General features: G+C 73.2%; 11 protein-coding genes. 9 read left to right on the top strand and 2 right to left on the bottom strand.

Going from position 1 to position 14,789, the window contains the following annotated elements:
• The first annotated feature begins 119 nt into the window (after nt 1-119).
• From IFT51_RS03415 to IFT51_RS03390, 6 genes are all read left to right on the top strand, one after another.
• Nucleotides 120-398, top strand: coding sequence for a helix-turn-helix domain-containing protein (locus IFT51_RS03415; protein ID WP_192059091.1), 279 nt, complete (start codon nt 120-122; stop codon nt 396-398).
• A 467-nt stretch (nt 399-865) separates the two neighbouring features.
• On the top strand, nt 866-1,819 hold the full coding sequence (locus IFT51_RS03410; RefSeq protein ID WP_192059089.1) for an NAD(P)-dependent oxidoreductase: 954 nt from the start codon (nt 866-868) through the stop codon (nt 1,817-1,819).
• Between the two features lie 108 nt (nt 1,820-1,927).
• Nucleotides 1,928-2,536, top strand: coding sequence for a hypothetical protein (locus IFT51_RS03405; RefSeq protein WP_192059087.1), 609 nt, complete (start codon nt 1,928-1,930; stop codon nt 2,534-2,536).
• A gap of 257 nt (nt 2,537-2,793) precedes the next feature.
• Nucleotides 2,794-4,530 (top strand): lipopolysaccharide biosynthesis protein, encoded by a 1,737-nt coding sequence (locus tag IFT51_RS03400; RefSeq protein ID WP_192059084.1) that lies wholly within the window; start codon nt 2,794-2,796, stop codon nt 4,528-4,530.
• The gene (locus IFT51_RS03395) at nt 4,527-5,885 is read left to right on the top strand and encodes a glycosyltransferase family 2 protein (RefSeq protein WP_192059082.1); all 1,359 of its coding nucleotides are present in this window, start codon (nt 4,527-4,529) and stop codon (nt 5,883-5,885) included. Before IFT51_RS03400 ends, IFT51_RS03395 begins: the two co-directional genes overlap by 4 nt.
• A gap of 65 nt (nt 5,886-5,950) precedes the next feature.
• The gene (locus tag IFT51_RS03390; protein WP_192059080.1) at nt 5,951-7,120 is read left to right on the top strand and encodes a glycosyltransferase family 4 protein; all 1,170 of its coding nucleotides are present in this window, start codon (nt 5,951-5,953) and stop codon (nt 7,118-7,120) included.
• Here IFT51_RS03390 and IFT51_RS15510 read toward each other — a convergent pair.
• Complete coding sequence (locus IFT51_RS15510) at nt 7,108-8,130, bottom strand: glycoside hydrolase family 16 protein (RefSeq protein ID WP_192059078.1); 1,023 nt, start codon at nt 8,128-8,130, stop codon at nt 7,108-7,110. The genes IFT51_RS03390 and IFT51_RS15510 overlap by 13 nt on opposite strands.
• A gap of 407 nt (nt 8,131-8,537) precedes the next feature.
• Here IFT51_RS15510 and IFT51_RS03380 point away from each other — a divergent pair, with 407 nt between their 5' ends.
• Together IFT51_RS03380 and IFT51_RS03375 are read left to right on the top strand one after the other, a co-directional pair.
• Nucleotides 8,538-10,847, top strand: coding sequence for a hypothetical protein (locus IFT51_RS03380; RefSeq protein ID WP_192059076.1), 2,310 nt, complete (start codon nt 8,538-8,540; stop codon nt 10,845-10,847).
• The gene (locus IFT51_RS03375) at nt 10,840-12,702 is read left to right on the top strand and encodes a PIG-L family deacetylase (protein WP_192059074.1); all 1,863 of its coding nucleotides are present in this window, start codon (nt 10,840-10,842) and stop codon (nt 12,700-12,702) included. The genes IFT51_RS03380 and IFT51_RS03375 overlap by 8 nt, the downstream gene beginning before the upstream one ends.
• Before the next feature lie 68 nt (nt 12,703-12,770).
• Here the strand turns inward: IFT51_RS03375 and IFT51_RS03370 are convergent, their stop codons facing one another.
• On the bottom strand, nt 12,771-13,124 hold the full coding sequence (locus tag IFT51_RS03370) for a PRC-barrel domain-containing protein (protein WP_192059071.1): 354 nt from the start codon (nt 13,122-13,124) through the stop codon (nt 12,771-12,773).
• Between the two features lie 299 nt (nt 13,125-13,423).
• Between IFT51_RS03370 and IFT51_RS03365 the strand changes: the two genes are divergently transcribed.
• Nucleotides 13,424-14,773, top strand: a complete 1,350-nt coding sequence (locus tag IFT51_RS03365; RefSeq protein ID WP_192059069.1) for an MFS transporter — start codon at nt 13,424-13,426, stop codon at nt 14,771-14,773.
• The last annotated feature ends 16 nt before the right edge of the window (nt 14,774-14,789 follow it).

Here is a 14,789-nt window from a genome sequence, read left to right as displayed (position 1 = left end):
GGGGGCCTTTCGGGGTGCGGTGGTCTGGGGGTGCGGGGGTGTGGGGCGTGGGGTGCGGGCGGGCGTGCGGCTGGCGATAACTATACCGGCCATGTCGTACCGGTACTACTATCGGCTGCATGGTCCGACTCCCTCTCAGCCCCGCCGAGGTCGAGCGCGGTCGCCGACTCGGTGCGACGCTGCGCCGCGCCCGCGGCGAGCGCTCGATGCTCGAGACGGCGATCGCCGCGGGCGTCTCGCCCGAGACCCTGCGGAAGGTCGAGACCGGGCGCATCGCGACCCCGTCGTTCGCGACCGTCGCGGCGATCGCGGGTGTGCTCGGGCTGTCGCTCGACGTCGTCTGGGCCCAGGCCTGCTCGCCCGGCCGACTCGACGAGCCGGCGCTGACGGCCTCCTGAGCCGCGCCTCCTCGGCTGGGCTGTCGTGTGCGGATCGCGACCTCGGCGGTGGCAGGCGTGTGCGGATCGCGACCTGGTCAGTGCGGGTGTCGTGTGCGAATCGCGACCTGGTCAGTGGGCGTCGTGTGCGAATCGCGACGTCGTCGGCGGGTGGCGTGTGCAGATCACGACCTGGCCGGGCGGTGCCTGTGCCGAACCCGACCTGGCCAGAGGGATCCCGCGGGCCGAACCCGACCTGTGCGCGTTCACACACCTTGTGAAACACCCGTTCTGGCCCCGTGAGGCCGGATCTGGTCGCGATTCGCACACCGGGGAGGGGTGGGGGTCGTGCCGAGGAGGCGCGGGGCGGGAACTGAGGAGGCGCGGGGGGGCGGGGGTCGTGCCCAGGAGGCGCGGGTCGGGAACTGAGGAGGCGGGGGCGGGGCGGGAACCGAGCAGGCGCGGCGCGGGGCTCGGTAGGTTGACGTATGACCGATCTCGCCGTGACCATCCTGCCCGCCGCCGCCCCTGAGGCCGCCGCCTGGGGAGCGGCCCCGGCCCGGCGCGCGCTCGCCGAGACCGGCGCCCGCGAGGTCGAGCTCGGCGACGAGACCCGCATGATCGTCGTCGCCGGCCGCGTCGACCAGGCCGAGCTGCGCCGCGCCGTCGACGAGCACCCCGGGGTCGCCGTCGTGCAGCTGCCGAGCGCCGGGGTCGACGCGTACGTCGAGACCATGCGCGCCACCCGCCGCGACGGGCTCGTCTTCACCAGTGCGAAGGGCGCCTACAGCGCGCCCGTCGCCGAGCACGCGCTCGCGCTCACACTGGCCACGCTGCGGTCGCTGCAGATCCGGGCCCGCGCCTCGTCGTGGGAGCAGACGCAGCGCGGCATCTCGCTGAACGGCGGTCACGTGCTGATCATCGGGGCGGGCGGCATCGGCACCGAGCTGCTCCGGCTGCTGCAGCCGTTCGACGTCGAGGTGTCGATGGTCGTCCGCACCGCCCGCGAGGTCGAGGGCGCCGCACGCACCGTCACCACCGATCGCCTCGACGAGGTGCTGCCCGACGCCGACGTCGTGGTCGTCGCCGCGGCGCTCACGGAGGGCACGACCAGCCTGATCGGCGCCGAGCGGCTCGCCGCCATGAAAGACACCGCCGTGCTCGTCAACATCGCGCGCGGGCCCCTCGTCGACACCGACGCGCTCGTCGCGGCGCTCGCCGAGGGCACCATCGGCGGTGCCGGGCTCGATGTGGTCGACCCCGAGCCGCTGCCCGACGGTCACCCGCTCTGGAACGAGCCGCGCGCCCTGATCACCCCGCATCAGGCGAACACCGACGACATGACCGAGCCGCTCTTCCAGGAGCGCGTCCGCGCGAACATCGAGGCGCTCGCCGCGGCGAAGGAGCCCGTCGGAGTCGTCGACGTCGACGCCGGGTACTGACTCCGAGGAGGCGCGGTGCCGTCCCCGAGGACGCGGCCCCGTAGGAGGCGCGGGTCGGCACTCGCGAAGACGGCGCGGCCCCGGCGACGACGGCGTACCGTCGCCCGCATGAGTCGTCGTGCGTCTGCAGCCCGTTTCGAGGGTCGGATCGCCGGCATCGGCACCGCCTCGGGCACGCGTGTCGTGATCGGCATGTGGGAACGTTCGCCGCTTGGCCGCTTCACGGACGTGATGATCGAGGACGTCACCGGCCACCGCCTCCTTCTGGCTCCCTCGCAGGCCGTCGCCGACTACGTCTCGTCGACCTACACGTTCGACGAGGTGCGCGTCGTGCCGGTCGAGACGCGGCGCGTCGACGGCGGCATCGCGGTGACCGCCGGCGATCTCGCCGTGCGGCTGACCGTCGGCGCGGTGTCGCCGCTCGGCATGCTGATGCGCATCGTGCCGCGTCGGGTCGCGACCGCGCCGCTGTGGCTCCGGCTGATCGATCCGGTCGCGCGGGTGCTCGTCCGGGGTGCGCGGACGGCCGGCTCGGCGGGCGGCGGCAAGCGCGAGTACTACGGCGTGACGCTCGTCCGCGACGTCTCGGCGGCCGTGACCACGCGGGCGGGCGACGATCTGGGGCCGTTGGCGCCGCTCAGCCCGCCGGTGCGCTTCGGTTTCGGCTCGGCCCCCGCGCGCCCCAGCCTGGTCGACGTCGTCACGACGATCCTCTGACCCGACGATCCGCTGACCCGCAGCTCAGCGGGGTCGCACGGGAGTCAGGGCACCCGCGGGTGAGACCGGGTGAGCGGGCCGCCACGCGGCGCTCGCGCACCCCGGACGCGGCATTGTCCGACGCTCGACCATGAGATAGCTTCAGTCTTCGACGCTCGACCAGGCTCGCTTACCCCTCGGCCCGGTCGACGACGCCGACGCGCCCCGAAGCGTCCGGCAGGCTGCGTCCAGGACCCGAACCTGACAGGACACCACCCATGCGGTCAGCCCCGCCCGAGAGACCCGACGACCCCGCCGAGACCCGGCTGCCCCCGACCTCGCCCCGGCACGCCGCCGAACCCGATCCGCGCCCGTCGGCTGCGTCACCGGTGGCCGGAATGCCGGTCTTCGACCCGCCGCCGGTCGCCGACCCGACCCCGAGCATCGGGTCGCCGGGCCCGGACGCCGCCCCCGCCGCCCCGGACCAGTCGCGGCTCTTCGGGCGCGGTCTGCTGTACGTGATCATCTGGTCGCTGCAGCTGGTCGTCGGCACGGTGGTCTCGCCGGTGCTGGCCCACCTGCTCGGCGTCACCGACTTCGGCGCCTTCTCGACCGCGCAGGCGATCTTCCAGGTGCTCAGCGTGCTGGCGCTGCTCGGTCTCGACCAGGCTCTCGTGCTGCAGCACGCGGAGGACGGCGATGCCCGAAATGCCCGAGGGCTCGTCGCCGTCGGCCTCGTCATCTCGTTCGTCGCCACCGCGGCGGCCGTTCTCACCGTGCCGTTCTGGGCCGGAGCGCTCGGCTTCGGCAGCGAGCACGACCTGCTCCTGGTCGTCCTGCTGTGGGCTGCCCCGTCGGCGGCCGTCCAGGTGATGCTCGCCCTGCTGCTCGCCGAAGACCGCTTCCGGGCGTTCGCCACGACGAGCATCGTGTCGGCCGTAGGAGGCCAGGCGATCGGCTTGACCCTGCTGCTGGCCCTCGGCGGCGGCGCGCTCACCTACGCGTGGGGCAGCGTCATCAGCCAGACCCTGGCCATGGTGATCGGGCTCTGCTTCACCCGACCGCTGATCGGCGGTCTGGTGAACGGGCCGGTCGCGAAGCGCGCCCTCTCGTTCGGCGTGCCGCTCGCCCTGGCGAGCCTGGCGTACTTCGTCCTGAACGCCGGCGACCGCATCGTGCTGCAGCGGCTGATGGGCCCCGACGCGGTCGGTCAGTACCAGGTCGCGTACGTGGTCGGCTCGTCGGTGATCCTGCTGCTCTCGTTCACCAACAGCGCGTGGGCGCCGCACTTCGCGAAGATGCGCGACGAGACGGCCCGGTTCGCGCTCGCGATGACGGCGCGCAACGAGATCTACCGTCTGCTGAACCCGATCATCGTCGCCCTGACTCTCGTGACCCCCTTCGCGATGCCGATCCTCGTGCCGGCGAGCTTCGACCCGTCGAGTCTCACCATCGTCGTCTTCGTCGTGGCGCTGACGGCCTACCCGGCGACCGCGGGCGGCGCGAGCGGCCGCCTGCTGACCATCGAGCGGCGGGCCAAGACCCTCGGCGTCATCACCGGCGTCGCGGCGGCGGCCAACGTCGGCCTGAACCTCCTGCTGGTGCCGCCGCTCGGCATCCTCGGCGCGGCCGTCGCGACCGTCATCGCCTACTCCGTCCTCGCGGGCCTGCAGCTCGTCGTCCTGCCGAAGCGCGTCGCGTGGCACGGCGCCCCGGTCGGACTCCTGCTCACCGTGCTGGCGAGCGTGGTCGTCGCCGCGGCGACCATCGCGCTGCCGCAGACCCTCGAGTGGAACATCGGGCGCTGCATCGTCGCGCTGGCCTGCCTGCCGTGGTTCCTCCGCCGTCTCGCCGCCGCCCGCCGCCCCCCGGAGGTCGTCGCCGAGGACGCCGCCGAGGCCCCCGCACCCGAGGCCCCCGCACCCGAAGCTCCCGCCCTCGACGACCCAGCACTCGACGACCCCGTCGCCGCCATGCCCGCGCACCGATCACGCCACGACCAGGAGACCTCATGACCCGCCGCCCCCAGGTCGTCGAACCGGCCCCGCGCCGGGTCGTCGTCCTCGACCTCGCCGAGCCGCTCCCCGACCTGGTGGCCGACGACCGGTACGACTCGGCCATGGTGTTCGGCACCTGGCGGGGTCTCCCCGTCGGCGTGGCCGACGTCATGCTCACCGACGACCCGGCCGCGGCGCGCACGGCCCTGACGCCGCTCACCGATCTGCGCGACGACTCGGTCCGCTACGAGGCGTCGCGCCCGCCGCGCCTCCCGGACGACCGCCTCCCCGCCGTCACCGTCGTCGTGTCGACGATCGTCGGTCGGCGGGAGGACCTCGAGCTCATGCTCGACGGCTTCGCGGACGTCGACTACCCCGACGTCGAGTTCCTGATCGTCGACAACCGGCCCGTGCTCCCGTCCGACGACGTCCTGCCCGGGCTCGTGGCGGGTCGCGACCGGGTCCGTGCGATCCACGAGCCCCGCAAGGGCATCTCGGCCGGGCGGAACGCCGGCGTCGCCGCGGCCCGGGGCGACATCATCGTCTTCACCGACGACGACGTGCGGGTCGAGCCGAACTGGCTGCGCGAGCTCGCCCAGCGCTTCGTCGACGACCCCCGGGTCGACGCCGTCACCGGTCTGATCCTCCCCGCCGAGCTCGACACCCCGGCCCAGATCTGGTTCGAGCGCTACTACGGCGGCTTCAGCGGCGAGCGGACCTGGCGACCGCTCGTGCTCGACGCGGAACGCCCGGCGTCGCGCCTGGTGCGCGGGGCGCGGATCACGGTCGTCGACGACGGCGAGGTGGTGCGCCGCTTCGCGGTCTACGGCGTCGGCGCGTACGGCGCCGGGGCCAACATGTCGTTCCGGCGGAGCGCGCTCGAGCGGATCGGCGGCTTCGACCTGGCCCTCGGCACGGGCACGCCCGCCCGCGGCGGCGAGGACCTCGCCGCGTTCATCGGGGTCCTCTGGACGGGCGGCCGCATCGCCTACGAACCGGCCGCGATCGTGCACCACCGTCACCGTCGCGGCACCGACGAGCTGCTCAAGCAGCTGCGGGGCAACGGGCTGGGCTTCACCGCCATGCTCACCTCGCTCGTGCTCGGCGACCGCCGTCACATCGCGGGGCTGGCCTGGCAGCTGCCCCTCGCCGTGCGGTCGATGGCGGCGCAGAGTCTCTCCCGCATCGGAGGAGGCGCGTCCGACGCCGCCGAGAGCCGCCCCGCCGGACTCGAAGACGAGTACCCCCGGTCGCTCGTGCTGAACGAGCTGCGGGACTACCCCAAGGGGCCGCTCGCCTACCTGCGGAGCCGGCGACTCGCACGTGCGATCGCCGTGCGCCCGGCCGATGCGCCGGTGGCCGTGCGATCGTGACCGCGCCTCCTCGGCTCCGCCCGGATCCGGCGGGACCGCGAGCCGGGTCGTCGACGCCCCTGAGGGTGCTGACGACCGCCGAGCGGCTGCGACCGGTCGGCGGCGTCGAGCTCTGCATGCTGCAGGACACCGTGGGCCTCGTGGGTCGCGGTCACCGCGTCGACGTGCTGTTCCACCACGACGGCGTGCAGCGTGCCGAGTACGCGTCCGTCGGGGTCGAGCCGATCGGGCCGTACCCGTTCGACGTCGACCGGTCGAGCGTGCTCCGCGATCTGCGGCGCTTCGCACCGTCGATCGCACGGGCGCGGAGCCTCGCCTCCGACGTGCTGTGGCTGAACCGCCCCGAGCAGATCGTCTGGGCGCAGCTCGCGGCGCGCTGGGCCGGGCTGCCGATCGTCTGCCACCTGCACCACGCGCCGAACTTCCACCGCACCCGGCTGGTGATGACGGGGGTCGCGCACTTCGTCGCCGTCTCCGAGTTCATGAAGACCCTCTGGGTCGCCGCCGGGATCTCGCCCGAGCGCATCACCGTGGTGCACAACGCCGTCTCCGCCGACGAGTACCCCCGAGGAGGCGCGGCGGAGCTCGAGAGCGCCCGTCTCGACCTCGGACTGGGCATCGCCCCCGGAGCCCGCGTGGTGCTGAGCTACGGGAGACTGTCGGTCGAGAAGGGCGTGCTGACGCTCGTCGAGGCCTGGCGCGGGCTCGCCCTCGACCCCGAGCGCGCGGTGCTCGTGCTGGCGGGGCCGGCACCGGTCGAACCCGAGGTGCTCGAGGCTCTGGCCGGTCTGCCCGAGGGGTCGTACCGTCTGCTCGACGCCCGGCGCGACGTCGTCCCGCTGCTGCACGCCGCCGACCTCGTGGTCATGGCCTCGCATCTGCCCGAGGCCTTCGGTCGCGTGCTGATCGAGGCCATGTCGACGGGGCGACCGGCCGTCGGCACCGACGTCGGGGCGGTCTCCGAGGTGCTCTCGGGCGAGTTCGCCGGCCTGCTCGTGCGCCCGGCCGATCCGCTCGACCTCGCCGCCCGCATCGCGTCGGTGCTCGACTGGCGGCACGACGACCCCGGTCTGGGCGAGCGCTGCCGTGACCGGGTCGCCGAGGGGTTCCCCCACGAGCAGCACATCGACGCCCTCGAGGCCGTGCTGACGGCGCACGCCCGCCGTCGGGGCCCGGGGCGGCGGGCCCGTCGTCGAGCGGGCGGGCGCAGCCGGGGAGCCGCTCAGCCGTCGTAGCGGTAGATCGTGGCCCAGTCGATGTGGACGGCGCCCTGCGCGCCGTCCGGCGGGGCGCTCTTGAGGGTCTCGATCTGCATCACCCAGTGCATCTTGGCCGTGGGGATGTCGCTGCGGGTGGTGCCGATGGTGACTCCGTCGATCTGGAAGGCGATCTCGTCGGGGCCCCATTCGATCGTGTAGGTGTGCCATTCGCTGAACGGCACGGCCGTGCGGCGGTCGAACGAGTTCTCGGACGGGTCGCCGAGCTTGTGGTTGTAGGCCCTGACCTCCTTGTCGAGGTGACCCTCGGGGAAGTCGATCTCGCCGTCGTCCCAGTCGTTCTCGTCGCTCCAGAGCAGGAACGCCGCGCTGTAGCCCTCGACGGGGTCGGCGCGCAGGCGCACGCTGTAGCGGCCGTGGGTCTGCCCGCCCCATTCGCCGTCGACCAGCGGCACGACGGCCGACGACGTGACCTCGTCGCCGAGGGCCGAGACGCCGAGCGACAGCATGCCGTCGGCGACGGAGATCGCGCCGGCCCGGTACGTGCCGTTGTCGTTGGTGTCGGTGAAGCCGTCGTACGGCAGCCACGAGTCCGCGTACGGCCCGGGGAACGACCCACGGGCGACCGGGGTGTCGAAGTCGTCGACGAAGATCTGCCTCCACCCCGGCAGGTCGCCGACGGGTGCGGCCTCGCCGCTCGGGGACGCCGTGTCGGCGGTGGACGCCGAACCGGGGGCGTCGGCCGACATGTCAAGGTGCGGGGCGGATGGCACCCCGCCCGCCGGAGGCGCGGTGCCCGTGTCGGAAGGGTCGGCGGGGGAGTACGACGTCGGCGCGTCGCTCGGCACGGGGGCCACCGGGGCGGACGCCCCGTCGGTGCTCCACGGGGTGACGGCGCCGGAGTCCTCGCCGAGGACGATCATCGGCAGCCCGACCAGCGCCACGACCGAGAGGACGACCACCGTGGTGACGGCGACGCGCGTCCGCCGTCGTCGAGAGGACGCTCGGGTTCTCTCGGTGGTAGGCACGTCGTCGGTTCCTTCGGGTAGCGATCGTCGCCGAGGCGGGCGCGGGTGAACCCGACGCGTCGGAACGATCGAACGATCATCGCCCGCGACGTCGCGCGGGTCAAGGCGACCCCCGTCGAACGAGGCACCCCCCGATCGAGGGGCACCCGCCGGGAGGTCGACGCGTAGTCCACTGTTCACCCTGTCGATGTACGGCCCCTGCGTATCGCGGGGAGCAGAGCGCAAGTTACTCTGAACGGACCCGCCACGCCCGACACCCGAGGGCGAGGCGGCAACCCGAATCACGCCGACCCGAACCCGGCGCTCTTCCACCCCGCCGACGAGGCGACCCCCACCCAGGGTCAGACGGCTCCGTCGGTCGAGCGCGCCACCCGTGATGGTCGGCGGCTACCCACTGGAGATCACTCGTGACCCGAGCTGACTCTGCCCCCGCGAGTGCGCGCCCCGACAGCGCCGATCCCGACCTCGCGAGCCGCAGTCACCCGACCCTCGTCCCGACCCGCGACGCCTACGCGGTGATGTCGCCAGGCCGGCGGCTCGCCGCGGCCGGCCTCGTCTGGCTGACCCTCATCGTCATCGGGATCGGCTTCGCCACGCCGGCGACGGCGCTCCGCGAGCTGGCGGTGCCGGTCTTCCTGCTGCTCGAGCTCGGCATCGCCCCCGTGCTGCTGGCCGCTCCGATGCGGTCGTCGCGGTTCACGCTGATCGCCGTGGTGACGAGCCTGTCGGCGACGGTGCTGATCGGCACCGCCATGGCCCGGACGCACGTCTGGCAGCCGGCCGGGACGATGACCACGGTCGTCATGGCGACGATCGTGCTGCTCGCGACGGCGACCGTCCGCGAGATCATGGCGATCGGCCTCGACCGCGCGGCGAGACTCGACGGCCTCGTCGAGACGGTCACCGACTCCGTCGACATCGAGGAGGCGCGGCCCGGCATCGCGGACCGCCTGCCCTGGGTGCCCCTCGCCACGGCCGTCGCCCTGGTGCTCGTCGTCGGATCGTCGCTGCTCGTGCGGGGCGACCCCACCCCCGGCGGACTCTTCTCGCTCGAGGGCCCGGGCTGGTTCGCGGGTCTGGCCCTGCTCGTGGCGGCGACCGTCTTCGCCCTCGTCACGCACCGGAGCCCCGCTCTGCCGCTGCTCGCGCTCAGCGGCGTGGTCGTCCTGTCGCAGGCCATCGTCTACGGCACCCCGACGATGGTCAGCGCCGCCCGCCACGTCGGCGTGATCGAGTCGATCCGGGCCGACGGCGGAGTCACCCTGGGGCGCGACATCTTCCAGTCGTGGGCGGGTCTGTTCTCGGGCGTCGCGTGGGTGGCCGACGTCGCCGGCATCCGCGACGTGATGGTCGTGGCGACCTGGTGGCCGGTGATGATCACCCCCATGATCGCCCTCGCGGCCACCGTGCTGGCGCGCCGGTTCCTCGCCGACGACGGCCGCGCCTGGCTCGCCGGGGGTCTCTTCGCCCTCACGCTGACCCTCAACACCATCTACTTCTCGCCGCAGTCGCTCGGCATCGTCCTCTCGCTGTGCATCGCGGCCCTGGCGCTCGGCGCCGGTCGCCCCGCGCGCGAGACGTCGTTCGCCCTCACGAGCCGACCCGCCGCACCCGGCGAGCTCGTCGCCTCGGGCGACCCGGCCCACTCGGCCCGGCCCCGCGCCTCCGGAGTCCTCGGCCGGTGGTCGCTCGCGGCCATCCTCGTGCTCGGCTCGACGCTCGCGGTCACGCACCAGATCTCGCCGTACCTGACCACGGCGGCGCTCGGCGTCTTCGTGGTCTTCCGACTCGTGCGACCGTGGTGGACCCCTCTCCTGGTGCTGGCGCCCGCCGTCGTCTGGGCCCTGGCCAACCGGTCGGTGCTCGGCACCTTCCTGGTCCCGGCCGCCGCCGGCAACGTGATCGACAACGCGGCACCGCCGGTGCACGACGGCGCAACCCTCGGCAAGCCGCTGGTCAACACGCTCGCGTTCGGTCTGCCGGCCGTCGTGCTCGTGATCATCGGGCTCGCCGCCCTGGCGTCGTTCGTGCTGCATCGCAAGAGCCGCCAGCAGTGGGCGCTCGTGCTCGCCGCAGCCAGCCCGGTGAGCCTGATCATCGCCACCAACTACGGCGCTGAGGGCATCTTCCGGGTGACGCTCTTCGCCGCCCCCTGGCTGTGCATCCTCGCGGTCATGCTGCCCTGGCCCCGCCGCCTCCCTCGCCGTCTCGGCACGACCGCCCTCGCCGTGGCGCTCGTCGTCGTCGTCGCCGTCAACGTGTTCGGCAACACGGCCCTCGACTGGAACCGGGTCGCCAGCGTCGACACCACCCGCGCCACCCTCGCCTTCGAGGACGAGGCCGAGTTCGGCGCCGCCCTGCTCGTGCCGGGCAACGGCAACGCGACCCCGGGCGCACGGACGGCCAAGTACGACGAGGTGCAGTACGTGCCCCGCGAGTCGCTGGGCGGCTACGCCGACACGGGCCCCGACTACGACGCCGTCGCGGACGAGCGCGAGCTCACCAGCCAGTTCGCCCTCGGCTGGCAGGCATCGGAGTACTACGTGCTGGTGTCGGACGTGCTGGGCGCCTACGACGAGCGCTACGGGTTCCAGACCTACGCCGACTACCAGGAGCTCGGGCGGGCCTTCGCCGACGACGACCGCTGGCAGGTCGTCTACTCGAGCCCAACCGCCGTGCTCTACCGTCTCGCCGACCCCGAGGCCGTCCGTGGCTAGTCGGCGCGGCGTGGTGCGCCGTCCGTCGTCGCCTCCCGTCGCCGGGGTCGTCGTCGCGCTGACGCTGGCCGGCGCCCTCCTCGCCGCCGCACCGGCCGTCGCCGCCGACACCGGGCACGCCCCGCATCCGCTCACCCCGACCGGCTGCGGCGCAGGCACCACGCTGAACGTCGTCGCGCACCAGGACGACGACCTGCTGTTCCAGAGCTCGACGCTCGTGGCCGATCTGCAGGCCGGGCGCTGCGTGACGACGGTGTTCGTCACGGCCGGCGACGGCGGGCACGTCGAGCAGTACTGGCGCGAGCGCGAGCTCGGGCCGCGAGCCGCCTACGCCGAGATCCTCCACGTCGACGACGCGTGGACGACGTCGAACGTCGACGTCGACGGCCGCGCCGTCGCCGTCGCCCGCCTCGATGCCGACCCGCGCGTGCAGCTCGTCTCGCTGCGACTGCCCGACGGGGGCACCGACGGCGCCGGGTTCCCGAGCACGGACGACACCAGCCTCACCGCGCTCTACACGGGAGCGATCGACTCCCTCACGACCGTCGACGGGTCGTCGTCGTACACCCTCGCCTCGCTGCGATCCACGCTGCTGGCTCTGATGACCGCGGTCCAGCCGACGAACGTGAACACGCTCGATCACCTCGGCACCATGCACGACGGCGATCACCCCGACCACCACGTCGTCGGCTATCTGACCGACGCCGCCCAGCGGCTCTACGCGACACCGCACGGGTTCGCCGGGTATCAGGGCTACGGCATCCGCGATCGCCCCTCGAACCTGACCATGCCGCAGGTGCTCGACAAGGCCGACGTCTTCTTCCGCTACGCCGAGCACGACCCGGCGACCTGCGGCGGGTGGGACGCCTGCTGGAACCGGTCCGAGCGCGAGTGGTTCAGCCGCCAGTACACGGTCGGCACCGTGACCACCACGCCGCCCACGCCGGTCGTCACCGTGCCGGTCGACCCGCATGCGCCGCTCTCGGCGTACGACGTCACCTCCGGGGCGACGGTCACCGCGAGCTCCGAGAACACCGCCGACTCCCAGACCGCCGTCAAGGCGATCGACGGCGTGGCCGACGGGTATCCGGGCGACCACCGGGCCGAATGGGCCACCGCGGGCGGTCGAGACGGCAGCCGGCTGACCCTGACCTGGCCGTCCGCTCGCAGCATCGACCAGGTCGTGCTGCACGACCGGCCGAACACGAGCGACCGCATCACCGGGGCGACCCTCTCGTTCTCGGACGGGTCGACGGTGGCGGTGCCGGCGCTCGCCGACGACGGGACGGCGAGCACGGTGACGTTCCCGGCCCGCACCTCCTCGTCCGTGGTGCTGACGGTCACCTCGGTGTCGAGCACGACCCGCAACGTCGGGCTGGCCGAGATCGTGGTGCGCTCGGCGACGGCGGCGCCGGTCGTCACCCCGCCCGTGGTGACCGACGTGACGACCGGGGCCGTCGCCACCGCCAGCTGGGACGACGCGGCGGGCGGGCAGACCGCCGCCAAGGCGATCGACGGCGTGGCGGGCGGTTATCCCGACGCCCCTCAGAACGAATGGGTCGCGCCCTGGGGGCGCGTCGGGGTGACGTTGACGCTCCGCTGGGCGACGCCGGTGACGATGGACACGATCGTGCTGCACGATCGCCCGAACCTCGCCGACGACGTGACGGGCGGCACGCTCACCTTCTCGGACGGCAGCACGGTCGCCGTGCCGGCCCTCGATGCCGCAGGAGGCGCGACGACGGTCCGATTCGCCTCGCGCGCCTCGACGTCGGTCGCCTTCACGACCACGTCGGTCAGCGCGAGCACGCGGAACGTCGGACTCGCCGAGCTGCGGGTGCAGCAGACCAGCTGAACGGACCGACGGGGTCGACGCCGCCTCGTGGCGACGTCGACCCCGTCGGATCAAACGGTGGATGCCGGTCAGCGGCGCCCGAGGCGGCGCTCGCCGGTCGAGCCGACGGAGTAGGCGAGGCCGTAGTGCTCGAACACGGCGGGCTCGCGCGACGCCTCGAGCTCGCCGTCGGTCTCGATCGAGGGAGCGTCCTTGACGATCTTCTTGTCGAACTGCACCTTGAGGTGCTTCGGGGCGACGACCGCACCCTGCAGCGGCACGAACAGCAGCTTCTTGCCGACGATCCCGGCCTGCACGGTGGCGAACGTGGCCAGCTCGGTCGAGGTGTCGAAGTAGATGCTCTCGAGCGTGCCGACCTTGTCGCCGTTCGGGTCGACGACGGGCATGCCGATCCAGTCGCGCAGGTTCTCGGCTTCGAACATGGAGTCCCTCTCTGTCGACGGGGGTCAGGGCCGCCGCGACGACTCCGACGCTAGTCGCCCCCGCCCGCGGCAGCCTCTGAGAAAGACGGTCTCGGGCCTTGCGGCCGGGGGAGGGGGATATGTCACACTGGACGGAGCGCCCTCGTCGTGGAGTGGCAACATCCCATCCCCACCCGTCAGCAACGATCGCGGCGAGTGCGCATCGCCCCCGCGACCCGTGCCTCAGCACGCCTCGTGTCGGCGTCCTCCCGGCGAGTCCTCTCGTCGTGCGCGCTCTCCGCCCGAACGGAGGCACGCCCGTGACCGACACACTCGCCCGTCCATCCACCGGTCGGAGCCAGACCGAGCAGCCGCACACCCTCACCGCCTCGGCGGTCGTCGGCATTGCCGTGCTGGGGCTGTCGACCTTCTTCGCGATCACCACCGAGCTGATGCCCGTCGGGCTGCTCTCGACCATGAGCGCCGATCTGGGCGTGGCCGAGTCGCGCATGGGCGTCGTCGTCACGGTGTACGCGCTCGCCGTCGCCGTGCTCGCGCTGCCCCTCACGTGGGCGACGGCGCGGGTGCCCCGCAAGGCCGTGCTCGTCGCGACCCTCGTCGGGTACACGGTGTCGAACCTGATGGTGGCGTTCGCTCCGAGCTTCGAGTTCCTCTGCGCCGGGCGCATCGTCGGCGGCGTCGCCCACGCGCTCTTCTTCTCGGTCGCGTCGGCCTACGCGACCCGCATCGTGCCTCCTCGGCTGGCGGGGCGCGCGATCGCGTTCGTCTACTCGGGCAGCTCGCTCGGCTTCGTGATCGGCGTGCCCGTCGCGACGACCGTCGGCGACCAGGTCGGCTGGCGTCTCGCCGTCACCGGCGTGGCGGTGGCCTCGGCGCTGCTCGCCGTCGTCGCGCTCGTCTTCCTGCCGTCGGTGCGCGGCGAGTCTTATCCGCACATCGGGTCGGTCGCGTCGTGGGCCCGCAGCGGTCTGCTGGCCGTGGTCGTCGCCGATCTGCTGCTCTTCGCGGGTCACTACGTGGTCTACACCTACATCGGGCCCTACCTGGTGGACGCGGGGCTCGGCACGGGCTCGACGGGCACGGCGCTGCTCGTGCTCGGGGCGACCGGCGTCGTCGGCCTGCTCGTCGCCGGGGCGTTCGTCGACCGGGCGCCGCGGCAGACGCTGCTCGTCGCGGTCGGGGTCATGACGCTCGCCCTCGGCGCGTTGCCGTTCGTGCACGGCTCGCTGATCGGCACCTTCGTCGTCGCGGGCGTCTGGGTGGCGGCGAACGGCACGACGGGCACCCTGTTCATGGCCGCGGCGATCCGCACCGGCGGCGTGAGCCCCGACATCGCGGGGGCGCTGATCAACGCGGGGTCGAACGTCGGCATCGCGGCCGGAGCGGCGCTCGGGGCCCGGGCCTTCGAGATGACCGGGCTCGCGGCGCTGCCCTACACAGCGGCCGTCATCGTCGGCGGGAGCTTCGTCGTCGTGCTGCTGGCCCGGCGCGGGTTCCCGACGATCGGGCACTCGCAGGTGTCGCTGTCGACGTCGAACCTGCGCACGATCACGTCGTCGGTCGCGGTGGTCACGGGCTCGGTGCGGACCATCCCGTCGCGCACCGGCTCCGTCCCGACGCTCGGCGGTCACTCCCGCCCCGACGCCTGACCCGCGCGTCACCCGA

The organism is Frigoribacterium sp. CFBP 13712 (assembly GCF_014842255.1).
In the GTDB taxonomy this organism is placed as follows: Bacteria; Actinomycetota; Actinomycetes; order Actinomycetales; family Microbacteriaceae; genus Frigoribacterium.
Note: the sequence above shows the minus strand (reverse complement) of the source record. Positions and strands in the feature narration are given on the sequence as shown.